The 22,306-nt window shown below is 65.0% G+C and carries 25 protein-coding genes; 17 read left to right on the top strand and 8 right to left on the bottom strand.

Going from position 1 to position 22,306, the window contains the following annotated elements; genetic code table 11:
* Positions 1–14: 14 nt before the first annotated feature.
* Positions 15–1,688: a sensor histidine kinase gene (locus N5B55_RS15740; RefSeq protein ID WP_304538625.1), complete on the bottom strand. Its 1,674-nt coding sequence runs from the start codon at positions 1,686–1,688 to the stop codon at positions 15–17.
* A gap of 9 nt (positions 1,689–1,697) precedes the next feature.
* Complete coding sequence (locus tag N5B55_RS15735) at positions 1,698–2,408, bottom strand: response regulator transcription factor (RefSeq protein WP_065858355.1); 711 nt, start codon at positions 2,406–2,408, stop codon at positions 1,698–1,700.
* A gap of 76 nt (positions 2,409–2,484) precedes the next feature.
* Here N5B55_RS15735 and N5B55_RS15730 point away from each other — a divergent pair, with 76 nt between their 5' ends.
* Positions 2,485–2,712 carry a DUF3717 domain-containing protein gene (locus tag N5B55_RS15730; protein ID WP_065858353.1) on the top strand — a complete coding sequence of 76 codons (228 nt, stop codon included), beginning with the start codon at positions 2,485–2,487 and terminating at the stop codon, positions 2,710–2,712.
* A gap of 18 nt (positions 2,713–2,730) precedes the next feature.
* Here the strand turns inward: N5B55_RS15730 and N5B55_RS15725 are convergent, their stop codons facing one another.
* Positions 2,731–3,030 carry a 4a-hydroxytetrahydrobiopterin dehydratase gene (locus N5B55_RS15725; RefSeq protein WP_065858351.1) on the bottom strand — a complete coding sequence of 100 codons (300 nt, stop codon included), beginning with the start codon at positions 3,028–3,030 and terminating at the stop codon, positions 2,731–2,733.
* Positions 3,031–3,090: 60 nt separating this feature from the next.
* Positions 3,091–4,035 carry a phenylalanine 4-monooxygenase gene (phhA, locus tag N5B55_RS15720; RefSeq protein WP_304538624.1) on the bottom strand — a complete coding sequence of 315 codons (945 nt, stop codon included), beginning with the start codon at positions 4,033–4,035 and terminating at the stop codon, positions 3,091–3,093.
* Between the two features lie 138 nt (positions 4,036–4,173).
* Between phhA and N5B55_RS15715 the strand changes: the two genes are divergently transcribed.
* The 4 genes from N5B55_RS15715 to N5B55_RS15700 all read left to right on the top strand — a co-directional run bounded on the left by N5B55_RS15715 (position 4,174) and on the right by N5B55_RS15700 (position 7,476).
* On the top strand, positions 4,174–4,650 hold the full coding sequence (locus N5B55_RS15715) for an Lrp/AsnC family transcriptional regulator (protein WP_004628561.1): 477 nt from the start codon (positions 4,174–4,176) through the stop codon (positions 4,648–4,650).
* A 93-nt stretch (positions 4,651–4,743) separates the two neighbouring features.
* A complete protein-coding gene (locus N5B55_RS15710) occupies positions 4,744–5,508 on the top strand; it encodes a lysoplasmalogenase (RefSeq protein WP_065858347.1) in 765 nt (254 codons plus the stop codon).
* Positions 5,509–5,542: 34 nt separating this feature from the next.
* Entirely contained in the window at positions 5,543–6,544 is a 1,002-nt protein-coding gene (locus tag N5B55_RS15705; protein WP_009239527.1) for a delta(1)-pyrroline-2-carboxylate reductase family protein, read from the top strand.
* Positions 6,545–6,747: 203 nt separating this feature from the next.
* Positions 6,748–7,476 (top strand): OmpW/AlkL family protein, encoded by a 729-nt coding sequence (locus N5B55_RS15700; protein WP_304538623.1) that lies wholly within the window; start codon positions 6,748–6,750, stop codon positions 7,474–7,476.
* A 72-nt stretch (positions 7,477–7,548) separates the two neighbouring features.
* Here the strand turns inward: N5B55_RS15700 and N5B55_RS15695 are convergent, their stop codons facing one another.
* Positions 7,549–7,761 carry a heavy-metal-associated domain-containing protein gene (locus tag N5B55_RS15695; RefSeq protein ID WP_065858341.1) on the bottom strand — a complete coding sequence of 71 codons (213 nt, stop codon included), beginning with the start codon at positions 7,759–7,761 and terminating at the stop codon, positions 7,549–7,551.
* 142 nt (positions 7,762–7,903) lie between these two features.
* On the opposite strand from N5B55_RS15695, the gene N5B55_RS15690 reads away from it, so the two are divergent.
* From N5B55_RS15690 to N5B55_RS15650, 9 genes are all read left to right on the top strand, one after another.
* Entirely contained in the window at positions 7,904–10,126 is a 2,223-nt protein-coding gene (locus N5B55_RS15690; RefSeq protein WP_304538622.1) for a heavy metal translocating P-type ATPase, read from the top strand.
* Positions 10,123–10,581: a Cu(I)-responsive transcriptional regulator gene (cueR, locus tag N5B55_RS15685; protein ID WP_304538621.1), complete on the top strand. Its 459-nt coding sequence runs from the start codon at positions 10,123–10,125 to the stop codon at positions 10,579–10,581. The genes N5B55_RS15690 and cueR overlap by 4 nt, the downstream gene beginning before the upstream one ends.
* A 75-nt stretch (positions 10,582–10,656) precedes the next feature.
* Positions 10,657–11,526, top strand: coding sequence for an alpha/beta hydrolase (locus N5B55_RS15680; RefSeq protein ID WP_304538620.1), 870 nt, complete (start codon positions 10,657–10,659; stop codon positions 11,524–11,526).
* 67 nt (positions 11,527–11,593) lie between these two features.
* Positions 11,594–13,228 (top strand): GMC family oxidoreductase, encoded by a 1,635-nt coding sequence (locus N5B55_RS15675; RefSeq protein WP_304538619.1) that lies wholly within the window; start codon positions 11,594–11,596, stop codon positions 13,226–13,228.
* 244 nt (positions 13,229–13,472) lie between these two features.
* Complete coding sequence (locus N5B55_RS15670; protein WP_009239534.1) at positions 13,473–14,243, top strand: ABC transporter ATP-binding protein; 771 nt, start codon at positions 13,473–13,475, stop codon at positions 14,241–14,243.
* Positions 14,244–14,354: 111 nt separating this feature from the next.
* Positions 14,355–15,095, top strand: coding sequence for an ABC transporter ATP-binding protein (locus N5B55_RS15665; protein WP_027678827.1), 741 nt, complete (start codon positions 14,355–14,357; stop codon positions 15,093–15,095).
* 75 nt (positions 15,096–15,170) lie between these two features.
* Positions 15,171–16,379, top strand: a complete 1,209-nt coding sequence (locus N5B55_RS15660; protein ID WP_304538618.1) for an ABC transporter substrate-binding protein — start codon at positions 15,171–15,173, stop codon at positions 16,377–16,379.
* A gap of 83 nt (positions 16,380–16,462) precedes the next feature.
* Positions 16,463–17,347, top strand: coding sequence for a branched-chain amino acid ABC transporter permease (locus tag N5B55_RS15655; protein WP_065858327.1), 885 nt, complete (start codon positions 16,463–16,465; stop codon positions 17,345–17,347).
* Positions 17,348–17,361: 14 nt separating this feature from the next.
* Positions 17,362–18,348 (top strand): branched-chain amino acid ABC transporter permease, encoded by a 987-nt coding sequence (locus N5B55_RS15650; RefSeq protein ID WP_304538617.1) that lies wholly within the window; start codon positions 17,362–17,364, stop codon positions 18,346–18,348.
* A 246-nt stretch (positions 18,349–18,594) separates the two neighbouring features.
* On the opposite strand, the gene N5B55_RS15645 is transcribed toward N5B55_RS15650, so the two are convergent.
* Positions 18,595–18,831, bottom strand: a complete 237-nt coding sequence (locus N5B55_RS15645; protein ID WP_304538616.1) for a hypothetical protein — start codon at positions 18,829–18,831, stop codon at positions 18,595–18,597.
* Between the two features lie 118 nt (positions 18,832–18,949).
* On the opposite strand from N5B55_RS15645, the gene N5B55_RS15640 reads away from it, so the two are divergent.
* Both N5B55_RS15640 and N5B55_RS15635 read left to right on the top strand, forming a co-directional pair.
* Positions 18,950–19,387: a hypothetical protein gene (locus N5B55_RS15640; protein ID WP_304538615.1), complete on the top strand. Its 438-nt coding sequence runs from the start codon at positions 18,950–18,952 to the stop codon at positions 19,385–19,387.
* A gap of 23 nt (positions 19,388–19,410) precedes the next feature.
* The gene (locus N5B55_RS15635; protein WP_027678832.1) at positions 19,411–20,169 is read left to right on the top strand and encodes a sulfite exporter TauE/SafE family protein; all 759 of its coding nucleotides are present in this window, start codon (positions 19,411–19,413) and stop codon (positions 20,167–20,169) included.
* On the opposite strand, the gene N5B55_RS15630 is transcribed toward N5B55_RS15635, so the two are convergent.
* Positions 20,159–20,536 carry a cupin domain-containing protein gene (locus tag N5B55_RS15630; protein ID WP_065858324.1) on the bottom strand — a complete coding sequence of 126 codons (378 nt, stop codon included), beginning with the start codon at positions 20,534–20,536 and terminating at the stop codon, positions 20,159–20,161. The genes N5B55_RS15635 and N5B55_RS15630 overlap by 11 nt on opposite strands.
* 169 nt (positions 20,537–20,705) lie before the next feature.
* Between N5B55_RS15630 and N5B55_RS15625 the strand changes: the two genes are divergently transcribed.
* A complete protein-coding gene (locus N5B55_RS15625; protein WP_154207883.1) occupies positions 20,706–21,257 on the top strand; it encodes a phosphonate degradation HD-domain oxygenase in 552 nt (183 codons plus the stop codon).
* Here N5B55_RS15625 and N5B55_RS15620 read toward each other — a convergent pair.
* Positions 21,243–22,211, bottom strand: a complete 969-nt coding sequence (locus N5B55_RS15620) for an SDR family oxidoreductase (protein ID WP_304538614.1) — start codon at positions 22,209–22,211, stop codon at positions 21,243–21,245. The two genes, N5B55_RS15625 and N5B55_RS15620, sit on opposite strands and share 15 nt — an antisense overlap.
* Positions 22,212–22,306 lie beyond the last annotated feature (95 nt).

Here is a 22,306-nt window from a genome sequence, read left to right as displayed (position 1 = left end):
CGAACGCTCGTCGTTCAGACGGCGTCGTCTGCCAGCGGCAGACGCAACACGAAGCGCATCACGCGGCTGCCATCGCGCGCGGTTGCATCGTCGATGGCAACGGTGCCGCCGTGCAGGCGCACGATGTCGTGCACGATGGCCAGGCCCAGGCCGCTGCCTTGCGGCTGCCCAGGGCGGTGGTCCGCATCCCCACGGAAGAAGCGCTGGAAGACTTCACCGCGCCGCTCGGGCGGAATGCCCGGGCCGTTGTCTTCCACACTCACCACACCCCACCATCGGGATGCCGCGTCGGCCTCAATGCCGGCGCGCAAGGTCACGCGTCCGCCGGCCGGCACGTATTTGATGGCGTTGTCGAGCAGGTTGTTGATGGCTTCGCGCAGCAGCACTGCATTGGCCAGCACCGGCGCCTGCAACGAACCCGGCAATGTGGCGTCGTGCGGCCAGGCCTCGAAGCCCAGGTCCAGCCCGCGCGCGAGCGCGCGCGGCACCCACTCGGCGCCGGTGTCGAACGCCAGCGAGACAAGATCGACGCGCATCGGCGTGCCCAGTTGGTCCAGCGTCATACCTGGCTCGGCACGCGCCAGCGTGAGCAACTGGTTGGATAGACGCACCGCGCGGTTCGCACCCGATTGCAGCTCGAGCAGCGCGGGGCGGGCATCGTCCAATGTCTTGGCGTCGACAGCGCGATCGGCGTGCAGCTTCAACGCCGTCAGCGGCGTGCGGAGTTGATGTGCCGCGTCTGCGATGAAGGTGCGCTGCGCTTCCAGTGCGTCGCGCAGCCGGGCCAGCAGCGCGTTCATCGCGTTGATGAGCGGCTGCAGTTCGGCCGGCACGCGTTCGGCCGATTCCGCCGGCAGCGGTGTCACCGAACGCGCGCTCTGCTTGTTGAGCGTATCGGCCAGCGTCTGCAACGGCTGCAATTCTTCCTTGAGCACGAGCGAAAGAATCAGCCCGCCAATTGCCAGCAGCACGATCAATGGAATCGATACCGACAGCAGCACTTCCTTGGCGGCCGTATCGCGATGGTCCAGCAGCTCCGCCACTTCCACGACGATGCCGCCCTCGGCCTGCATGGCATCGGGCGGGTTGGACGGGTTGAACGCCGGTGCCGTCTGCGCCTGCGTGGGCGCGAGCGCAGGGCGCGTGACATCGTCTTCGGGATCGGGCGGTACAGGTAGTCGCGGCGAGCGCGGCTTGGGCACCTCCGCGCTCACGCCCGGCACGAGCAGATGCACCGCACGTACCTGTTTGCCGTCGATCCAGCTGTAGAACACGCGCGCATCGCCAATGCGAACCTGGCCCGAGCCGTAGCCCAATGGCGTGTCGCGCCCAACGAGGGTGCCGGTGGGGCCGGAAATGCGCCAGTAGATGCGGTCTTCGCCGCTGTTCTGGACGAGCGTCTGGGCGGTGAGAGCAATGTCGTAGAGCTTGGCCGCCGGCACATGCGGACCGGCGATGCGCAATTGCTCAGCCAGCGTGTTCGCCACCCCCACCAATGCGCGATCGAACACCTGCGCGGTGTAATGCGCGGCGAGCCAGTACGACAGCGCGCCGGTCCCCACAATGAGGCCGAACAGCGGTGTCGCCAGCGCACGCAACAGATGCAGGCGCAGGCTGATCGCACCGTTGCCGCCCTTGGCCGGTGCAGCTGAAGCCGACGACGAGGCGGGACGGTGGCGCTTGAACATGGATGAGACCTACGCCGCCGCGCGTGCCTGCAGCAAATAGCCGAAGCCGCGCACCGTGACGATCTCTGCCTCGGAATGTTCGATCTTGCGGCGCACGCGGTGCACATAGACTTCGATGGCCGTATCGCCCACCACGTCGTGGCTGGCTTCACCGATGGCGTGGCCGAAGCTCGCAAGGTGGTCCTGCAACTGCACCTTGCTGACCACCCGGCCTTGGCGAAGCATCAGCAACTCCAGCACGGCAAATTCGCGCGGCGACAGTTCCAGCGGTGCGGCATCGACAAAGATGCGGCGCTCCACGCCACTCATGCGCAACCGTCCGACAAGGATGTCGGGCCGCGCGGCCGGCTCGGTCGAATCATTGCGACGGCGCAGCAGGGCGCCTACGCGGGCCACGAGTTCGAGCATCTCGAACGGTTTGAGGAGGTAATCATCGGCGCCGGCGTTCAGCCCGTTCACCTTGTCGAGCAGGCCGTCCCGTGCGGTGAGGATCAGCACCGGGGTCACGCGATCGCGCGCCCGAAATTGCGACAGCAGCGTCATGCCGTCGATGCCGGGCAGCCCGAGATCGAGGATCACCAGGTCGTGCGTCTGCCTCGTGAGCTGTTCCGTGGCGAAAACACCGTCGTGCACGACCTGCACCCGATGCCCGGCTTGGGTGAGTCCGGCATGGATGCCGCTGGCGATGGCGCGGTCGTCTTCAATCAGCAGGATGCGCATTGACTCGATCCAGAGTGCGGGCGGAAAAGGGCAAAAAGGCGCAATCGGCGAGATTTGGCAGCGCTACAATGCGCGGATGACCGATGCCCTGCTCACCATCACCGATCTGGAGGCCGCCATCAATTTCTGGCGCGCCCGTTCGCCCGCGGAAGGCGAGGAACTGCGGCTGTGTGCCGAGGCGTCGGCGCTGGCCAAGCCGTATGCGCTGATGATTGTACAAGGCGCCACCCGCATCGCCCCTGAGCAACTGGGCGACAAGGCGCGGGCGGCCTATGAAGCGTGGCGCGCAGCCACACGGGGCTGAGCGCCAGCATTGCGATCGTTACTTCGTGCCTTTCGCGGCCTGCTCGATAAAGCGCGCGAGATCGGCGTCACGGTGCGTGAGCCCGTTTGCATCATGCGTGGACAACGTGATCTCCACGCGATTCCACACGTTGAACCACTCCGGGTGGTGATTCATCTGCTCGGCCTTGATCGCCACGCGCGTCATGAAGCCGAAGGCGGCGTTGAAGTCGGCAAAGGTGAAAGTCTTCTGGATGGCGTCGCGGTCGCTCTGCAGCGTCCAGCCGGGCAGTTCGGCAAAGAGGGCCTTGCGTTGGTCGTCGTTCAGGGTCGGCATCATGAGGGGTGCGAAGTTCTGTCTTGAATGCGCGCAGTATAGTCAGCGCGCAACGATCTGCGCTCAGATGTCCGCCGTGTCTGCCCAACCTTCGCGGTTTCCGACGTTCAGCACCACATCGCCATCCATCACATCGCCCGCACCGATGGTCGGCAGCGCGGCGAGTTCTTCATACAGCGGCGTGAAGTCCGGGCGCGTGGCATCGAACAGTTGCTCGAAGCTGTCGATGGTGAAGTAGGTCTTCTGAAACGTGTCGATGCGATAGCGCGTGCGCATGATGCGGCGCACGTCAAACCCGATGCGGTTCGGGCTGGCCGAATCCAGCGCATATACCGATTCACTCTTGCTCGACACGATGCCCGCCCCGTAGATGCGCAGGCCGGCCGGCGTACGGATCAGCCCGAATTCCACCGTGTACCAGTACAGGCGCGCCAGCATGTCGAGCTGACCCAGGCGTGCAGCCTTCAGGCCACCCTTGCCGTAGGCTTCCATGTAGTCGGCAAAGATCGGGTTAATCAGCAGCGGCACGTGGCCGAAGATGTCGTGAAAGCAATCCGGCTCTTGCAGGTAATCGAGCTGATCGGGGCGACGCATCCACCAGCTCGCGGGGAAGCGACGGTTGGCCAGGTGATCGAAGAACACTTCGTCGGGCACCAGGCCGGGCACGGCGACGATCTGCCAGCCGGTGGCGCGCATCAGCGTTTCGTTGAGCTGGTCGAAGGACGGCACGGCATCGCGGCTCATGCCCAGCGTCGACAGGCCTTGCAGGAATTCGTCGCACACACGGCCGGGCAGCAGCGCTTCCTGGCGGTCGTACAGCGTGCGCCACGTTGCATGGTCGGCGGCGGTGTAGCGATGCACCGGTTGCTGCATGGTGAAGTCGGCGCGCAGCGTCTGGCCGTCAAGGCCTTCTGCAAATTGCTCGCGCAGCTTGTCGGTCAGGGTGCCGTTGAAGCCGGCCGGAGCGGCGTTTTGGGCTGCTTCGGGGGCATTGGTTGCGATGGCCATTTGTGATGTCGATCTTGTGCAATCAGAGTCCGGCCAGTGTAGGGGCGCGTCGACGCGGGTTGGCCGCAAAACGGCCACACATTGCACGTGGTTTGCGGAAATCATGCAGAATGCAGCCTGTCAACGCAGGAGGTGTGCATGATTTCGCTTGATACCTTCGATCTAGCCCTGTTAGCGGCGCTTCAGCGCGATGGGCGTGCGACGCATCAGCAGCTTTCGGAGCAGGTTCACCTTTCGGCCAGCCAGGTCGGGCGGCGTCTGGCGCGGCTTGAATCGGAAGGCGTGATCGAGGGCTACCGCGTCGTGCTTTCGCCGACCGGGCTGGGGTTGGGCGTGACGGTGTTTGCCAGCGTCAAGCTCGCCCATCACGGCGACGCCATCGTCGAACGCTTTCATGAAGAGATCAGCCTGCTCGATGCGGTGCAGGAATGCTATTCCGTGGCGGGCGACGCCGATTACATGCTCCGCGTGGTGGTGCCGGATCTGCCCGCACTGTCGGAATTCGTCATGCGCAAGCTGATGCGCGTGCCGGGTGTGGATAACGTGCGGTCCAATATCGTACTGACAGCCCTGAAGAGGGATGGCGCGTTGCCGCTATCCCACCTTGGTGGGTAAATTGGCGCCTTGCGCCAGGGTGCTCGGCGTGTCACGCTGCAAGCCGACATGACTTTGCTGATATGAAACGCCTGTCTTGGGCGGGAGACCACGATGGTTGAAGGGCACACCACGCATCCGGCGCACGCGCCGGCGCATCTGTCAGGCGGCTACGGCATGCCGGCACGGGTTCGCGCGTGGTGGGTGGCTGCTGCCGTGGCAGGCGTGACCTACGGCGGCATGCTGACCATGGTGGCCGTGGAAGTCCCACCCGGCACCCCGCTGGTCGGTCGCATCGTCGCGCAGCCGCTGTGGAAAATGCTGATGGCGTTGCTGCTGGCGCGCGCCGCCTCGCTGCACGAGATTCCGCGCGAGCGGCGCTGGCTGATCGGCGCCATGATGTTTTCCGCACTCGGGGATCTGTGGCTCGCTCTGCCGGGGCTCGCGTTCTCGTTCATGGCCGGGCTGGGCTGCTTCCTGCTGGCGCATCTGTGCTATCTGCGGGTGCTGGTGGGGCTGCGTGGCGTGTCGTCGGCCATCCGCATGATCGGTGTCGGCGTGATGATCGGCGTGGCCATCGGCATGCTGCTGTGGTACTGGCCAGGCCTCGGCGAGCTCAAGGGGCCCGTCATCGCCTACATGATCGTCCTCTCGGCGATGGTGTGCGCGGCATTGCTAGCCCGCCTGCCGGGGCCGCTGACGGCGTGGGGCGCACTCGCGTTTGCAGCTTCCGACGCGATGATCGGCATCAGCGTGTTCGTCTTTCCGTTCACCGACCACGAGCTGGCGATCTGGTGGAGTTACGCCGCTGCGCAGCTGCTCATCAGCGCGGGATTGCTCACGCGCCGCACACCGCCGCCGCGCCGCGCTGCTGCATAAGTCCGTCCGACGTTTCTTCCGCTGCGGGAGCCCGATGCTGGAGACCCTCGACGCTGCCACCACGGCAGCCCGCTTGCCGTATGCCGCCTTGGCCGATGCCATCGCCCAGGTGTTGCGCGACGCGCGCGCAGGCCGTGCCCTGGCGCCGGCCCGCCTTGTGATGCCCGTGGCGGGCGGGGGCAGTCTGTTGCTGATGCCCGCGTCCAACGCCGACATCGCCATCACCAAGATGATCACCGTGCATCCGCACAACCCTGGGCAGGGCTTGCCGGCGATCCACGGTGAGGTGGTGGTGATGGATGCCCGCACGGGTGTGCGCCGGCTGATGCTGGATGGCCCGACCGTTACCGCGCACCGTACCGCCGCTGTGTCGTTGCTGGCGGCGCGCTTGCTGGCACCTGAGCCCGCGGGAGATCTCCTGTTGATCGGCGCCGGTGCCCAGGCCCGCGCACATCTGGAGGCCTTCCGCTTCGGACTGGGCACGCGTCGCGTCACCATCATTGCGCGCACGGCTGCAAGTGCCGATGGGCTGGCTGACTACGCACGCGCGCTCGGCATGAACGCCACCGCGCTCGCGGGCGGCGATGCGGCAGGCGTGGCGGATGCGGCCCGCGCAGCATTGCCGCAGGCCTCTCTGGTGATCACTGCCACACCGTCATCGCAACCGGTGCTCCCGGATTTGGGGGATCCAAGCCAACCTGCGGGCTACGCGTGGGGAGCGCATCACTTCATCGCGGCTGTTGGCGCATTCCGGCCCGACATGGCGGAGCTGCCGCCACGCCTGTGCGTGCATGCCGCAGCGGTCGACCGGCTGTACGCCGATACGCTCGTCGACCTGGAAGCCGAAGCCGGTGACCTACTCCAGGCTGGCGTGCCATGGTCCCGTGTGCGGCCGTTACAACAGTGCATCGATACGCCGCCCGACACGCTCACGCAGCCCGCGCCGGTGTCCCCGGTGGTGTTCAAAAGCGTCGGCAGTGCCCTGTGGGATCTGGCTGCTTGCGTGCTTGCGCTGACCAAGTCCACGGCTGTTTAAAAATTGGGCATGTGCTGCAGAAGCGCGCCGCAGGCCGATCGCGCGCACATGTTGTAACAGGAAACCTCTAGAAAAAGGGTTCTAGTCTAGGCAATCACACGGGATAATGGCCATCCCTTCCGCCTGGGAGGAGACGTAGAACGCACCGCAAACGAATCAACACATTTTTCGCGGATGCGTCTGACACAGGAGCACATACAGAGATGGCCTATAAAAAAGCACTGGCGGCCGCCGCCGGGATGATCCTCGCCACCGCCGCGCACGCACAGGCTGCCGGCAGCAATATCGTCAGCCTCGGCTGGTTCCGCGTGATGCCGGACAGCTCGAGCGATCCGCTGTTCATCAACAGCGTTGGCGGCGCACCCATCAATCAACCGGTGCCGAACACCGGCGCAAAGATCAAGGAAGCGGATACCGTTGGCCTGGCCTTTACGCACTTCTTCACCGACAACATTGCCGTGGAGCTCGTCGGTGGCATTCCGCCGCGCCACAAGATTGAAGGTACGGGCTCGTTCTCCGGCTATGGCGAGATCGGTTCGGCCAAGCAATGGAGCCCGGCCGTGCTTGCCAAGTGGTACTTCTTCAACGCGGACAGCAAGTTCCGTCCGTATGTCGGCGCCGGCTTGAACTACACCTGGTTCTCCGACGAGAAGATCACCAACAGCGCGTTCCAGAATCAGGTCCTGGGTCGTGGCACGCCGGGCAGCACGAGCAATGTGACGACCGACAGCTCGCTCAACCCGGTGCTGAACGTGGGCGCCACGTACGCCATCACCAAGGATTGGTTCGTTGGCTTGTCTGTGTCCTACCTGCCGCTGAAGACCACGGCAAAGATCGACACCACGCTGATCAACGGTGTGCACATTCAGAGCGAAGCGAAGATCAAGATCAATCCGGTCGTGACCTTCCTGAACGTCGGCTACCGCTTCTAAGCGGCTTCCGCGTCAACAAAAAGGCGTGCCACAGCGGCACGCCTTTTTTTGTTGCCAACTCCCGCTCCCGGTTCAGCCGGAAGATTTGACCGGGTAGCCGGCTTGCTCGATGGCGGCCTTGACGGCGTCGGTGCTGGCACCGCTGGTGACGGCCACGGTTTGCTTGTCCAGATCGACCTGCACATTGGCGCCGGCATCGACCTGCTGCACCGCACGGGTGACAGCTGAGACGCAATGGCCGCAGCTCATGCCGCTCACGGAAAAGGTCGTGGAAGACGTCGTCATCGTTTGCTCCTGAAAGAGGGAAGGGGGATCACGGCAGCAGTATGAACCTTCCCATCATTGGAAGCGCAAGCGTAAAATGGGCTTGACCTTGCCAAGATGGGAAGGTCTAGGCTGATGCCATCTCTTCAGAACGGACGCTTTCATGACTGCAGCCAGCCTTCCCGACGTGCCTTCGACCGATCTCGATATCGGTGGGATGACGTGCGCTGCCTGTGCGGGCCGTGTCGAACGTGCCTTGCGTGCCGTGCCCGGCGTGACCGAAGCGAGCGTGAATCTCGCGACCGAGCGGGCGCGCGTGCAAGGCGGCGCGGCAAGCGATGCGCTGATCGCCGCTGTTACCGCGGCCGGCTATGAGGCCCACGTCGCTACCGATGAAACCGCTGCGCCCGCTGCTGCCGAACCCGACTTCTGGGAAGGCGCCGGCCCTGTGTGCATTGCCGCCGCACTGTCTGTGCCGCTTGTTTTGCCGATGATTGTCGGGTGGTTCGGTGGCGACTGGATGTTGCCGGCCTGGGTGCAATGGCTGCTGGCAACGCCTGTGCAGTTCGTGATTGGCGCACGCTTCTACAAGGCCGGCTGGAAGGCGCTCCGTGCGGGTGCCGGCAATATGGATCTGCTGGTCGCGCTCGGCACGTCGGCGGCGTATGGGCTGTCGCTGTGGCTATGGTGGCGTGCCGGGGCGGACGGGATGCACCACGCGCCGCACCTGTACTTCGAAAGCGCCGCCGTGGTCATCACGCTGGTGCGGCTTGGCAAGTGGCTGGAAGTGCGTGCCAAGCGCCAGACAGCCCAGGCCATCCGTGCCTTGCAGGCGCTGCGTCCCGACACCGCTCGCGTGCGCGGTGCCGACGGCACGCTGCGCGATACCCCTGTCGCCCAGGTGCGCGTGGGCGATGTGGTGTCCGTGCGCGCCGGTGAACGCATCCCCGTGGACGCGGTGGTGCTGGAAGGCGCGAGCCACGTCGATGAATCCATGCTGACCGGCGAAAGCCTGCCCGTGCCCAAGCGCGAAGGCGACCGCGTGACCGCCGGCGCCATCGCCACCGATGGCGTGCTGCTGGTGCGTACCACGGCGATTGGCGCGGACACCATGCTCTCGCGCATCATCCGTCTCGTTGAAGACGCACAGGCTGCCAAGCCGCCGATCCAGCAACTGGTCGACCGCGTCAGCGCCATTTTCGTGCCGGCGGTGCTGGCGGCGGCGTTGCTCACGCTGGCGGGTTGGACCATTGCCGGTGCGGGGTGGGAGACGGCCATCGTCAACGCTGTTGCCGTGCTGGTAATTGCCTGCCCATGTGCGCTGGGTCTTGCGACGCCGTCCGCCATCATGGCCGGCACGGGTGCGGGCGCGCGGCGCGGCATCCTGATTGCGGACGCGCAGGCGCTGGAACGCGCGCAACAAGTGGATTTCGTCGTCTTCGACAAGACGGGCACGCTCACCGTCGGCCAGCCGCGTGTGACGTCGGTGGAACCGGCATCCGGCATCGACGCCGACATGCTGCTCGATCAGCTTGCCGCGCTGCAGGCCGAGAACACGCATCCGCTGGCACAGGCCACGCGCGACTATGCCAAGGAGAGGGGTCGCGCTATCACGCCCGCGCAATCGCCGGAAGTGCTGGCCGGACGCGGCACGCGGGGCATCGTGAATGGCGCATCGCTGCAACTTGGCAATGCGCGGTGGATGGATGAACTGGGGCTCGATCGCAGCGCATTGCAAGCGCGCGCCGATGCGCTGGAGGCGCAAGGCAACACCGTCTCGTGGCTCGCACAACGTGATGAAGGTGGCGTGCAGTTGCGTGGCCTGATTGCATTTGGCGATGCGCTCAAGCCCGGTGCGAAGTCGGCCGTGGCGGCGCTGCAGGCCCGTGGCGTGCGCACCGCGCTCGTGACGGGCGACAACGCTGGGGCAGCGCACAGCGTGGCGCGGGCACTCGGCATCGATGAAGTGGCTGCGCAAGTGCTGCCGCAAGACAAGGCCGCACGCGTGACGGCGTGGCAGCAGGGCGGCCATGTGGTGGCGATGGTGGGCGATGGCATCAACGACGCGCCTGCGCTGGCGGCGGCCGATGTCGGCATCGCCATGGCCACCGGCACCGATGTGGCGATGCAGGCCGCCGGTATCACGCTCATGCGCGGCGAACCGCGTCTGGTGAGCGACGCGCTCGACCTCTCGCGCCGCACCGTGGCCAAGATCCGCCAGAACCTGTTCTGGGCCTTCATCTATAACGTGGTGGGCATTCCGCTGGCGGCATTCGGCTTGCTGAACCCGACATTTGCCGGCGCGGCCATGGCGTTCTCCAGCGTGAGCGTGGTCACCAATGCGCTGATGCTGCGCCGCTGGCGCGCCACCGGAGACAAGGCATGACGCGCACCGATCTGATCGACAAAGGCCCCGTCAACATTGGCGAGGCCGCAAAGACCAGTGGCGTGTCGGCCAAGATGATCCGGTACTACGAAAGCATCGGCCTGCTGCCGCCGAGTCCGCGCACCGAAGGCAACTACCGCATGTACGACGCGCGGGCGTTGCATGTGCTGCGCTTTATCCACAGGTCGCGCTCGCTGGGTTTCGCGCTGGAGGAAATCCGCACGCTGCTGTCGTTGTGGAACGATCGCGAACGGGCCAGCGCCGATGTGAAGGCCGTCACCCTGCGCCACGTGGCGGATCTCGACGCGCGCATCAGCGAGCTGCAGACCATGCGCGACACGCTCATGACGCTCGCCAATGCGTGCCACGGCGATGATCGCCCCGATTGCCCGATCCTCCAGAGCGTGGCTGGCGAGGGCGGGGAGGCCGGCGGCTCCGACGCCTGCTGTCTCTGACAGGCCGCGCGACTGACGCGCATTGCGGCGGGCGGCGTCTATGCCACAATCTGGCAACCCAAGGAGGAGACGCCGATGACGCAAGCCCCCGCGCAGGTCACTGCCCATCAAGCACTGGAAACCCGCCAGCGCATGAAGGACGGCACTGAACTGCTGGTCCGCACCTGGTTGCCCGCGCCGGACACCGGTGAGCCGCGCGGCACCGTCATCCTGGTTCACGGCATGGCCGAACACAGCGGCCGTTATCCGCATGTGGCCAAGGTGCTCACCAACCTGGGCTTGCGCGTACGTGCCTTCGACCTGCGGGGCCACGGCAAGAGCGGCGGCCCGCGCATGGCGCTCGACGCGCAAGACAACTACCTCACCGATCTTGCAGAAATCGTCGATGCCGTCGTCGCCGAATGGCACGAGATGCCGTTCGTGCTCGGCCACAGCATGGGCGGGTTGATCGTCGCGCGCTTTACCACCGCGCGTATCCGGCCCGTGCGGGGCGTGCTGCTGTCATCGCCTGCGCTGCGAGTGAAATTGCCGCCCGGAGCGGGGATCGTGCGTGGCCTCCTGTCTGCGCTGGCGCCCAAGCTGGCGGTGCCCAATCCGGTGGACCCGGCCAAGCTCTCGCATGACCCGAGCATCGCCGCCGCCTATCGCGCAGACCCGCTGGTGCAGGGCACGATCAGTGCGTCGCTGCTCGAATTCATGCTCAATGCGATCACGCAGGCGCAGCAGGATGCGCCTCGCCTCGAAGCGCCGATGCTGCTGATGGCCGGTGGCGCGGATTCGATTGTCGATCCGTCAGGCAGCCGGGATTTCTATGCGAATGCGCCGGAAGATTTGCGGACCTTGGCGTGGTTCGACAACGGGTATCACGAGATCTTCAACGAAGCCGAGCCGCTGCGTAGCGAGGTGTTTGGAAAGATGACGGAGTGGCTGGCTTCGCGGATTTGATTTGAAGTGAATTGGTTGCACCACAACAATAAAAACCAATAACACCAAGGAAAAGAAGCACGGAGACATGGATACCTACGACTACATCATCATCGGCGCAGGCTCCGCCGGCTGCGTCCTCGCCAACCGGCTGACCCGCGACCCCGACGTTTCCGTCCTGCTGCTCGAAGCGGGCGGCAAGGACGATTACCACTGGATCCACATCCCCGTCGGCTACCTGTATTGCATCGGCAATCCGCGCACCGATTGGTTGTATCGCACGCGCGAAGAGCCCGGGCTGAACGGCCGCTCGCTCGGCTACCCACGCGGCCGTGTGCTGGGAGGCTGCTCGTCGATCAACGGCATGATCTATATGCGGGGCCAGCGCGAGGACTACGACGGCTGGGCCGCCATCACCGGCGACGATTCATGGAAATGGGATGCGGTGCTGCCGCTCTTCAAGGCCAGCGAAAACCACCACGGCGGTGCCAACGAATGGCACGGCGCCAACGGCGAATGGCGCGTCGAGCCGCAACGCCTGCATTGGCAGGTGCTCGAGACATTCATCGAAGCGGCCGTGCAGGCGGGCATTCCGCGCACGAGCGACTTCAACCGTGGCGACAACTTCGGCGTCGGCTACTTCGAGGTCAACCAGAAGCGCGGCATCCGCTGGAACACGGCCAAGGGCTTTCTGCGCCCGGCATCGCAGCGGCCGAACCTGACCATCGTGACGGGCGCGCAGGTGCGGGCGCTGACGTTTGACGGCAAGCGCTGCACCGGCGTGACCTATCGCGGCGCAGGGCAGGACTACACCGTGGCCGCGCGCGAAGAGGTGATCCTGTCGGCCGGCGCGATCAACTCGCCGCAATTGCTGGAGCTGGCGGGGATCGGCCAGCCGGAGCGTTTGCAGGCGCTCGGCATTCCGGTGCGCCAGGCGCTGCCGGGCGTCGGAGAAAACCTGCAGGATCACCTGCAGCTGCGCAGCGTGGTCAAAGTGAACGGCGTACCCACGCTCAATACACGCGCCTCCAACTGGTGGGGCAAGGCCCTCATCGGCATGCAATACGCATTCAATCAGAGCGGGCCGATGAGCATGGCGCCGTCGCAGCTGGGCCTGTTCGCGCGCTCGAACCCGCACGTGTCGCGCCCCGATGTGGAGTATCACGTGCAGCCGCTTTCGCTCGACAAGTTCGGCGATCCGCTGCACGCGTTCAATGCGTTTACCGCGAGTGTGTGCAACCTGCGGCCGACTTCGCGCGGCACGGTGCATGTCACGTCCGCCGATCCGTTTGCGGCACCGACCATCGCGCCGAACTACTTGTCGACCGAGGAAGACCGCAAGGTCGCGGCCGATTCGCTGCGGCTCACGCGCCGCATCGTCGCGCAACCGGCCTTGGCGCAATACAAGCCGGAGGAGTACCTGCCCGGCGCGGCGTTTCAAACCGACGAAGAACTCGCCCGCGCCGCCGGAGAAATCGGCACGACCATCTTCCACCCGGTCGGTACGTGCCGCATGGGGCGCGCCGATGACGCAAACGCCGTGGTCGATGCGCAGCTGCGCGTGCGCGGCATTGACGGCCTGCGGGTGGTGGACGCGTCCGTCATGCCGACGATTACCTCGGGCAACACCAACTCGCCGACGATCATGATTGCGGAGAAGGCGAGCGAGATGATCCGTGCCGCGCGCAAGGCCCGCGCGCGCGGTGAGGCCGTGCCAGCCTGACGCCGGTTCCGACGCGATGACACGGGCATGACACACCGCCCGTGTCCACTGGATACGCAATCGGCATTGCCCCCATAGGTAACTCTACGTATCACCCCCATGTGGGGCAGAAAGCTAATACTGGTGCGGGTTTCCGGCGCGTAAGCGGGGTGTAATCGACTCGGTAAAAACCCCGATGTTTTGCAACGCAACAGCCGTTGACAATCATCCGCACCATAAAAAGGGCGGGAGACCAGAGGGAATCATGGCGCAGGACATCATTCTCGAAACGCGCGGACTGACCAAGGGCTTCAAGGGCTTTACCGCCGTGTCCGACGTCAACCTGCGCGTGCAGCGTGGGTCCATCCATGCGCTCATCGGCCCGAACGGTGCCGGCAAGACGACCTGTTTCAACCTGCTGACCAAATTCCTGGTGCCCACGCGCGGCACGATCCTGTTCAATGGCGTCGATATCACGTCGGAGAAGCCGGCACAGATTGCGCGCCGCGGCGTGATCCGCTCGTTTCAGATCTCCGCCGTGTTTCCGCATCTGACGGTGATGGAAAACGTTCGCGTCGGGCTGCAGCGGCAGCTTGGTACGGCGTACGCGTTCTGGCGTAGCGAGCAGTCTCTCAACACGCTGAATGCGCGGGCGATGGAGCTGCTCGAACAGGTGGGGCTGACGGAGTTTGCGCACACCGTGACGGTGGAGCTGCCCTACGGCCGCAAGCGCGCACTGGAGATTGCCACCACGCTGGCGATGGAGCCCGAGCTGATGCTGCTCGACGAGCCCACGCAGGGCATGGGCCACGAAGATGTGGACCGCGTGACGGAGCTGATCAAGCGCGTCGCGCAGGGCCGCACCATCCTGATGGTGGAACACAACATGAACGTGGTCTCGTCCATCGCCGACAAGATCACGGTGCTGCAGCGCGGCCAGATCCTGGCCGAAGGCCCGTACGAAGACGTCTCGAAGAACCCGCAGGTGATGGAAGCCTATATGGGCACCGCCGATGCGGCGCTGGAAGGCCATTAGGCCATTGAGGCTGTTGAGGCCACTGATCGGCGCTGATCGATCACGCGGCGCGGCGGCATGCCGCGCATCAAACGTAAGCGAACGCTAGACCCGAACACACGAGAACACTGCATGAGCACGCCCGCGCTCCAGATCAAGGACCTGCACGCCTGGTACGGCGAATCGCACATCCTGCATGGTGTCGACCTGACCGTGAACCGCGGCGAGGTGGTCACGCTGCTCGGCCGCAACGGCGCGGGCCGCACCACCACGCTGCGCGCCATCATGGGCCTGGTGGGCACGCGCAAGGGCTCCATCGTCGTGCATGACGCAAGCGGCCAGGGCGTGGAAACGATCGACCTGCCCACGCACAAGATCGCCCACTGCGGCATCGGGTACTGCCCCGAAGAGCGCGGCATCTTCTCGAGCCTCTCGTGCGAAGAAAACCTGATGCTGCCGCCGGTACTGAAGGGCCAGGTGGCCAAGACCGGCAATGCCGGCATGAGCATCGAAGAAATCTACGAGATGTTCCCGAACCTGGCCGAGCGGCGCCAGAGCCAGGGCACGCGCTTGTCGGGCGGCGAGCAGCAGATGCTGGCGGTCGGACGCATCCTGCGCACGGGTGCCAACCTGTTGCTGCTCGACGAGATTTCCGAGGGCCTTGCGCCGGTGATCGTGCAGGCGCTGGCCCGCATGATCCTGATGCTCAAGAAGCGCGGCTACACGGTGGTGATGGTGGAGCAGAACTTCCGCTTTGCCGCGCCGCTGGCAGATCGCTTTTATGTGATGGAACACGGCCGCATCGTCGAGCGTTTCGAGGCGGCGCAACTGCAGGACAAGATGCCGGTGCTGCACGAACTGCTCGGCGTGTAAGACGTTTTCCCGATCGACTTGCAAGACCCATGCGCCAGCGTGATCCGCGGCGCGCACGACACAGGAGACAAGACCATGACACTCAAGAAGCTGGCTGGTGCATTGATGGCGGTAGGACTGGGCGCGGCTGCTTTCGGCGCGCATGCGCAGGTGAGCGGCGACAAGGTGAAGATCGGCTACATCACCGATCTGTCGGGTCTGTATGCCGACATCGACGGGCAGGGCGGTGTCGAGGCGGTCAAGATGGCGATCGAGGATGCGGGCGGCAAGGTGCTGGGCAAGCCGATCGAACTCGTGACGGCGGACCACCAGAACAAGGCCGACATTGCTGCTTCGAAGGCGCGCGAGTGGATGGACCAGCAAGGCCTGGACATGCTGCTGGGCGGCACGAACTCCGCCACCGGCCTGGCCATGAACAAGGTGGCTGCTGAGAAGAAGCGCGTGTTCATCGACATCGGGGCCGGCACCGCACGCCTGACCAACGAAGAGTGCACGCCGTACACGATCCACTATGCGTACGACACCGTGGCGCTGGCCAAGGGCACGGGCAGCGCGGTGGTCAAGCAGGGCGGCAAGTCGTGGTTCTTCCTGACCGCTGATTACGCCTTCGGTCATTCGCTGGAGAACGACACGACCGCCGTGGTCAAGGCCAACGGCGGCACGGTGGTGGGTTCGGTCAAGCACCCGCTGTCGGCGTCGGACTTCTCGTCGTACCTGCTGCAGGCGCAGTCGTCCAAGGCGCAGATCCTGGGCCTGGCCAATGCCGGTGGCGACACGATCAACTCGATCAAGGCAGCCAAGGAATTCGGCATCACCAAGACGATGAAGATCGCGGGCCTGCTGATGTTCATCAACGACGTGCATAGCCTGGGCCTGCAGACGGCCGAAGGCCTGCTGATGACCGACAGTTGGTACTGGGACATGAACGACGCCACGCGCAAGTTCGCCAACCGCTACTTCATGAAGATGAAGAAGATGCCGAGCAGCCTGCAGGCGGCGGATTACTCGGCAGTGTCGAACTACATCAAGGCGGTGGCGGCTGCTGGCACGGATGATCCGGACAAGGTCATCGCGCAGCTCAAGAAGACCAAGATCGACGACTTCTACACGAAGGGCACCATCCGCCAGGACGGCCGTGCCATCCACGACATGTACCTGCTGCAGGTGAAGTCGCCGGCCGAATCGAAGAAGCCGTGGGACTACCTGAAGGTCGTGGCGACGATCCCGGGCGAGCAGGCTTTCACCACGCCGGCCGAGTCGAAGTGCTTGCTGATGAAGAAGTAAAAGCGTAGGCAATCCGGCGCCGCCGTCCGTGTGGATGGCGGCGTCATCAACGTTGTTGGTGTGGTGTTCTCTTCCTGACCGCGATGGAAATCTTCGGCGTTCCGCTACCGGCCATGCTCAGCCAGCTGCTGCTGGGCCTGGTCAACGGTTCCTTCTATGCGATGTTGAGCCTCGGCCTTGCGGTCATCTTCGGGCTGCTCAACGTCATCAATTTTGCGCACGGGGCGCTGTTCATGCTGGGCGCGGTGCTCACCTGGATGGGCTTCTCGTATCTGGGCGTGCCGTACTGGGCGATGCTGGTGCTGTCGCCGCTGGCGATCGGCCTGCTGGGCGTGGTGATCGAACGCACGCTGCTGCGGTTCATCTACAAGCTTGATCATCTCTACGGCCTGCTGCTCACGCTGGGCGTGACGCTCGTCATCGAAGGCGTGTTCCGCGCCATCTACGGTGTGTCTGGCTTGCCATATGACACGCCCCAACTGCTGCAGGGTGCCACCGACCTCGGCTTCATGATGCTGCCCAACTATCGCGCGTGGGTGGTGGTGGCGTCGCTGGCGGTGTGCTTCGCCACGTGGTTCATGATCGAGAAGACGAAGCTGGGCGCCTACCTGCGCGCCGGCACCGAGAACCCGAAGCTGGTCGAAGCCTTTGGCGTGAACGTGCCGCTGATGGTCACGCTCACCTACGGTTTTGGCGTGGCGCTGGCGGCGTTTGCGGGCGTGCTGGCGGCACCGGTCATCCAGATCTCGCCGCTGATGGGGCAGAGCATGATCATCACCGTGTTTGCGGTGGTGGTGATCGGCGGCATGGGGTCGATTCTCGGTTCGATCGTCACCGGCCTGGGCCTGGGTGTGATCGAGGGGCTGACCAAGGTGTTTTATCCACAGGCGTCGGCCACCGTGGTGTTCGTGATCATGGTGCTGGTGCTGCTGGTGCGTCCGGCGGGCCTGTTCGGTAAAGAGAAATGAGCGGCGCGGCCAACATGACCAACTCTTCCTCCTTCAAATACGTCCTGTACGCCCTGCTGCTGGTGGCGCTGATTGCCGCGCCGCTGGTGGGCGCGTATCCGGTGTTCGTTGCCAAGCTGCTGTGCTTCGCACTGTTTGCCTCCGCGTTCAACCTGCTGCTGGGCTACACGGGGCTGCTGTCGTTCGGGCATGCGGCCTTCTTTGGCGGCGCGGGCTACGTGGCCGGCTACATGATGCGCGACTTGCACGTCACGCCGGAGCTTGGCCTGCTGGCCGGCACCGCAGCCGGCGCGTTCATCGGCCTGATCGTGGGCCTGCTCGCCATCCGCCGTCAGGGCATCTACTTTGCGATGATCACGCTGGCGCTGGCGCAGATGCTGTACTTCTTCTGCCTGCAGGTGCCGTTCACGGGCGGTGAAGACGGCCTGCAAGGCGTGCCGCGCGGCAAGCTGTTCGGCGTGGTGGATCTGTCGTCGGACCTGACGCTGTACTACGTGGTGCTCGTGATCGTGGTCGCGGCGTTCCTGCTGATCGTGCGCACGATCCATTCGCCGTTCGGGCAGATCCTCAAGGCCATCAAGGAGAACGAGCCGCGCGCCACGTCCCTCGGCTACGACACCGATCGCTTCAAGCTGCTGGCCTTCGTGCTGTCGGCGGCGCTGACGGGCCTGGCCGGTTCGCTCAAGACCCTGGTGCTCGGTTTCGAGACGCTCACCGACGTGCACTGGTCGATGTCCGGCTCAGTCATCCTGATGACGCTGGTGGGCGGCCTCGGTATCCTGTCCGGCCCGCTGCTGGGCGCGGCGCTGGTGATTGCACTGGAAAACAAGCTCGGCGACATCGGCAGCTTCCTGGCCGGCGCCACCGGCATCGACGGCTTCAATATCCTCGGCGAATCGGTCACCACGGTCACGGGCGCGATCTTCGTGATCTGCGTGCTGACCTTCCGCCGCGGCATCATGGGCGAAATTTCGGCGCGTGTGCCCTGGCTGCGACGTTGACGCCACAATGCGCGAAGATGCCGCTAGATTTCAGCCGAACAGCTGATCTTGGTGCCTGATGCACCGTAAGGGTTTGCTCTAGTTGCTGCATTGCGGTGCATCTTTTACAGTCGCGTTACGGTTTTCGCACGAGATAAATGAGGCGGGAGCGAGGAGACGACAGCACACACCGCACGTACGGTGGAGATGCAAAATAGATGAAGGCCCTGCCAGGCGATCCCCGGCAGGGCCTTTTAGTTTGTGCGTTTAGCCGGTGGCGCTCGCCGCCAATAGCGCCCGGCCGCGGGCGCTGACCGTCACCAACTGCAGCCCCGGCGCGGAGTCGGGCACGCAGTCCACCAGCCCATCGATGCACGCATCTTCCCAGATCGACAGCCGCGGGCATGACGTCCGCCAGGTTTCCAGCACTTCGGCATAAGGCCTGGGCCGTTCGGCCAGCGACTGCAGCAATTGCAGGGTGAGGGCGCGCGTCGGATCGGTCATGGCGGGCTCCGTGGTGAGACGCATCCATTCTGGTTCGCGCCGACTTACAAGAGAAATGCATTCGCTGTCGACGCCTATGCGCGCGCTGCATGACAATGGCGCTTCGCCAGAACTGTCCATGACCCTCTCCACTCGCCTTGCCACGCCCGAAGATCGGCCGCGCCTGCTGGCCGCCGTCGCGTCGACCGCCTCGCCGCTGCAGGTGGCGCATGCCGTCGATACGCTGCTCGCCCATCCGAGCGTGCATCCGTGCTTCCTCGTTGAAATGGGTGAAGAGCTGGCCGGCGTGGCGCCAATGACGCTCGTGCCGCATCTGGCGCTGGGCGGTTTGGTGGCGTGGTTGCCCGTCGGCGTGATGGTGCTTTCCGGTGACACTGCCACGCGCGATGCGGCCCTGGCGGCCATCAATGAGTACGCCAGGGCACATGGCATACTCCACGTCCTGTTGCCGCCCGCGGCACTTTCGGCTGAAGACGCCGCAGCGCTCGGCTTTGCGTCCGACGCATCGGGCTGCTGGCGGCGTAGCGCTCGCCCGTCGCCCAAGTCGCTGGGCTAATCCTTCCTGTTTCGTTTCTCCTGATGGAATTCGCTTTGCTCGCCGTGGCCGGTTTTCTGGCCGGCCTGATCGATGCGGTGGCCGGTGGCGGCGGCCTGGTGCAGATTCCAGCGCTCTTCTCGGCGTATCCCAACATCGCCCCCGCCACGCTGATCGGCACCAACAAGGTCGCGTCGATGTCGGGCACCGCGACGGCGGCGGTGCGCTACGGCCGCACGGTGCGTATTTATTGGGGCGCCACGGCACCGGCGGTGGTCACGGCGTTTGTGTTTTCGCTGCTCGGCGCGTGGGCGCTCACGCATATTCCGGCCGAGCCGCTGCGCCGTGCGCTGCCGTTCGTGCTGGCGGTGCTGCTCGTCTACACGGTGGCCAAGAAGAATCTGGGCGCCGACCACGCTCCGAGCCTCAAGGGCTGGCGCGAGCGCGCGGCGGCATTGCTGGCCGGCGCGGCCATCGGTTTCTACGACGGCGTGTTTGGCCCGGGCACCGGCAGCTTTCTGATGATCGTGTTCGTGCGCGTGTTCGGGTACGACTTCCTGCACGCGTCGGCGTCTACCAAGATCGTGAATCTGGCGACCAACGTGGCTGCGCTGTTGCTGCTGGCTGCCAAGGGACACGTGTGGTGGCAGCTCGGCCTGGTGATGGCGGTGGCCAACGTGGCCGGCAATCAGGTCGGCAGCCACCTCGCGCTGCGGCACGGCAGCCGCTTCGTGCGCAAGGTGTTCATCGTGGTGGTGCTGGCGTTGATTTTGAAGACGGCTTACGACGCGTTCATCCGTTGAGTTGCTTCTCGAGCGCCACGCTGCGCTCGGTAATGACGTCGCCCGTGTGCTGCGTCGTCACGGTTTCGATCAGAATAATTCCGCATTCCTCGTCGGCAACGGGAAAGTGACGCACGCCGCGCGGCACGACGCAGAATTCGCCGGGGCCGAGGTGCACATCGGCGCGGTCTTCGAAAGCAATTTTCAGGTGGCCGTAGACCACGAAGAACAGTTCGTCTTCATTCGGGTGGTCATGCCAGACGAACTCGCCCTTGAGCTTGGCGACCTTGATGTATTGGTCGTTGACCTGGCCGACGACGCGCGGCGACCAATAGTCCGTGACCTGTTCCAGCGCCTGGGTGACCTGTACGGCGTGTCCTGCGAGCATGATGCGCTCCGATGGGGGGGAAGGCACCGAAGATAAGGCCACGTGCCGCGCATGCCCAACCAAACTTTCTAATCGGGTAGATCACGCGGGCTAATGCGCGACGCGTTGTCATAGTGATGCCGCATGGGCGGGCTAGGCTGCAAGGTTCCGCTTTTGCACGCGCAGCATCATGGCCCTGACTCTCGACGACATCCGCACGCTATTCGATCGCCACGGCAACATTGCCTACAGCGGCGAGCCTGTCACTCAGTTGGAACATGCCTTGCAGACGGCGACGCTGGCGGAGGCGGCCGGCGCGTCGGATGTGCTGGTCACGGCGGCGCTGCTGCACGATCTTGGCCATTTGCTGAACCTGCAGGGCGACACGCCTACCGCCCACGGCATCGACGATCAGCACCAGTACTTTGCGCTGCCGTTTCTGCGTGCGACGTTTCCCGATGCCGTGCTGGAGCCGATCCGCCTGCATGTGGACGCAAAGCGGTGCCTCTGCGCGATGGATGCGCATTACTACGCGCGTCTGTCGCCGGATTCCATACGCAGCCTGGCGTTGCAGGGCGGCGTGTTTTCGGCGCACGAGGCGGAGGCGTTCATGCAGCGTCCGTACGCTGCCGATGCGCTGCAGTTGCGCCAGTGGGACGATCTCGCCAAGGTGGCCGGGCAGCGCACGCCGGATCTTGCGCACTTCCTGGCGACGGCCGCGCGGGTTTCAGCGGCAGCCTAGGCTGCGCAGCGTGGCGCCCACGGCTTCATCCCACGGCGTGTGCGGTTCGGCGCCGAGCGCCTGCACGAGCTTGGCGTTGTCCATGCGCACCGGGTGCTGCCACAGGTATCGCATCTCGCGCATCTCGCGCAGCATCTCCGAGAACGGCGCCAGCGCGGGCATCAGCCACCACGGGAATGCGCGCGTCTTGACGGGGCGGCCCACCGCGCGGCCAATCGCTGAGGCCATCTGCGTGCCGTCGGCATCCCAGTGACCGCGCATGTGGTAGACGGCAAAGTCCGACAGACGGTCGCCTTGCTCGACAAGACGCAGCATCGTTTCGGCCACGTCCGGCAGGTACGCCCATTGATGGCCGATGCCCGCAGCGCCCGGCTGCGTGACGGTGCGGACGGGCTTGCCCGGCTTGACCAGCGCGCCGGCAAACCATGTGTTGCTGGTTTGCGGCCCGAAGAAATCGCCGGCACGCACGATCAGGCTGCGCACGCCGTCTGCGCTGGCGGCCTGCATGCGGCGCTCCAGCTCTGCGCGGATCTTGCCCTTGCGCGTGAGCGGTGCCTGCGCAGTCGTTTCGCGCAGCACGGGAAACGTGTCCGGCGCAAAGTTGTACACGGTACCCGGCAGCACGATGCGCGCACCTGAAGCGCGGGCGGCGGCGATGGTGTTGTCGATCATGGGCAGTACCAGGCCGGCCCAGTTCTTGTAGCCCGGCGGGTTGACGGCGTGGACGATCAGCTCCGCGCCTTGCGCCGCGCCAACCACATCTTCGCGCACCATCGCGTCGCCGCGCATCCACTCGAATGCAGTGTTGCGGTTCGTCAGCGCATCCGGATTGCGCTGCAGCGCCCGGACATGCCAGCCGCGTGCCACCAGCCGGCGTGCCACTTCGCCGCCGATGCCGCCGGTGGCGCCCAATACCAATGCGATGCGTTTTGCCTGTTGGTTTGCCTGTTCCATGACCGTGCTCCTGATGTGAGAGAGAGCGTTGCGATGGAGGCATTCTGGGCGTACCTGTGCTTCAATGGAATTGTTGATATCGAGCGTGCAACTAT

This window comes from Ralstonia pickettii (assembly GCF_030582395.1).
Lineage (GTDB): Bacteria > Pseudomonadota > Gammaproteobacteria > Burkholderiales > Burkholderiaceae > Ralstonia > Ralstonia pickettii_D.
The sequence above is the reverse complement of the archived record's forward strand: the minus strand, read 5'-3'. Positions and strand labels throughout refer to the sequence as shown.

What these genes read in the sequence shown, in the direction of transcription:
- N5B55_RS15690 (WP_304538622.1), top strand. Translation starts at nt 7,904, where the DNA reads ATGACTGCAGCCAGCCTTCCCGACGTGCCTTCGACCGATCTCGATATC.
- N5B55_RS15670 (WP_009239534.1), top strand. Translation starts at nt 13,473, where the DNA reads ATGGCGCAGGACATCATTCTCGAAACGCGCGGACTGACCAAGGGCTTC.
- N5B55_RS15740 (WP_304538625.1), bottom strand. Translation starts at nt 1,688, where the DNA reads ATGTTCAAGCGCCACCGTCCCGCCTCGTCGTCGGCTTCAGCTGCACCG.
- N5B55_RS15705 (WP_009239527.1), top strand. Translation starts at nt 5,543, where the DNA reads ATGCTGGAGACCCTCGACGCTGCCACCACGGCAGCCCGCTTGCCGTAT.
- N5B55_RS15675 (WP_304538619.1), top strand. Translation starts at nt 11,594, where the DNA reads ATGGATACCTACGACTACATCATCATCGGCGCAGGCTCCGCCGGCTGC.
- N5B55_RS15665 (WP_027678827.1), top strand. Translation starts at nt 14,355, where the DNA reads ATGAGCACGCCCGCGCTCCAGATCAAGGACCTGCACGCCTGGTACGGC.
- N5B55_RS15645 (WP_304538616.1), bottom strand. Translation starts at nt 18,831, where the DNA reads ATGACCGATCCGACGCGCGCCCTCACCCTGCAATTGCTGCAGTCGCTG.
- N5B55_RS15725 (WP_065858351.1), bottom strand. Translation starts at nt 3,030, where the DNA reads ATGATGCCGACCCTGAACGACGACCAACGCAAGGCCCTCTTTGCCGAA.
- N5B55_RS15715 (WP_004628561.1), top strand. Translation starts at nt 4,174, where the DNA reads ATGATTTCGCTTGATACCTTCGATCTAGCCCTGTTAGCGGCGCTTCAG.
- N5B55_RS15710 (WP_065858347.1), top strand. Translation starts at nt 4,744, where the DNA reads ATGGTTGAAGGGCACACCACGCATCCGGCGCACGCGCCGGCGCATCTG.
- N5B55_RS15620 (WP_304538614.1), bottom strand. Translation starts at nt 22,211, where the DNA reads ATGGAACAGGCAAACCAACAGGCAAAACGCATCGCATTGGTATTGGGC.
- N5B55_RS15695 (WP_065858341.1), bottom strand. Translation starts at nt 7,761, where the DNA reads ATGACGACGTCTTCCACGACCTTTTCCGTGAGCGGCATGAGCTGCGGC.
- N5B55_RS15730 (WP_065858353.1), top strand. Translation starts at nt 2,485, where the DNA reads ATGACCGATGCCCTGCTCACCATCACCGATCTGGAGGCCGCCATCAAT.
- N5B55_RS15650 (WP_304538617.1), top strand. Translation starts at nt 17,362, where the DNA reads ATGACCAACTCTTCCTCCTTCAAATACGTCCTGTACGCCCTGCTGCTG.
- N5B55_RS15655 (WP_065858327.1), top strand. Translation starts at nt 16,463, where the DNA reads ATGGAAATCTTCGGCGTTCCGCTACCGGCCATGCTCAGCCAGCTGCTG.
- N5B55_RS15660 (WP_304538618.1), top strand. Translation starts at nt 15,171, where the DNA reads ATGACACTCAAGAAGCTGGCTGGTGCATTGATGGCGGTAGGACTGGGC.
- N5B55_RS15640 (WP_304538615.1), top strand. Translation starts at nt 18,950, where the DNA reads ATGACCCTCTCCACTCGCCTTGCCACGCCCGAAGATCGGCCGCGCCTG.
- phhA (WP_304538624.1), bottom strand. Translation starts at nt 4,035, where the DNA reads ATGGCCATCGCAACCAATGCCCCCGAAGCAGCCCAAAACGCCGCTCCG.
- N5B55_RS15630 (WP_065858324.1), bottom strand. Translation starts at nt 20,536, where the DNA reads ATGCTCGCAGGACACGCCGTACAGGTCACCCAGGCGCTGGAACAGGTC.
- N5B55_RS15680 (WP_304538620.1), top strand. Translation starts at nt 10,657, where the DNA reads ATGACGCAAGCCCCCGCGCAGGTCACTGCCCATCAAGCACTGGAAACC.
- N5B55_RS15735 (WP_065858355.1), bottom strand. Translation starts at nt 2,408, where the DNA reads ATGCGCATCCTGCTGATTGAAGACGACCGCGCCATCGCCAGCGGCATC.
- N5B55_RS15635 (WP_027678832.1), top strand. Translation starts at nt 19,411, where the DNA reads ATGGAATTCGCTTTGCTCGCCGTGGCCGGTTTTCTGGCCGGCCTGATC.
- N5B55_RS15700 (WP_304538623.1), top strand. Translation starts at nt 6,748, where the DNA reads ATGGCCTATAAAAAAGCACTGGCGGCCGCCGCCGGGATGATCCTCGCC.
- N5B55_RS15625 (WP_154207883.1), top strand. Translation starts at nt 20,706, where the DNA reads ATGGCCCTGACTCTCGACGACATCCGCACGCTATTCGATCGCCACGGC.
- cueR (WP_304538621.1), top strand. Translation starts at nt 10,123, where the DNA reads ATGACGCGCACCGATCTGATCGACAAAGGCCCCGTCAACATTGGCGAG.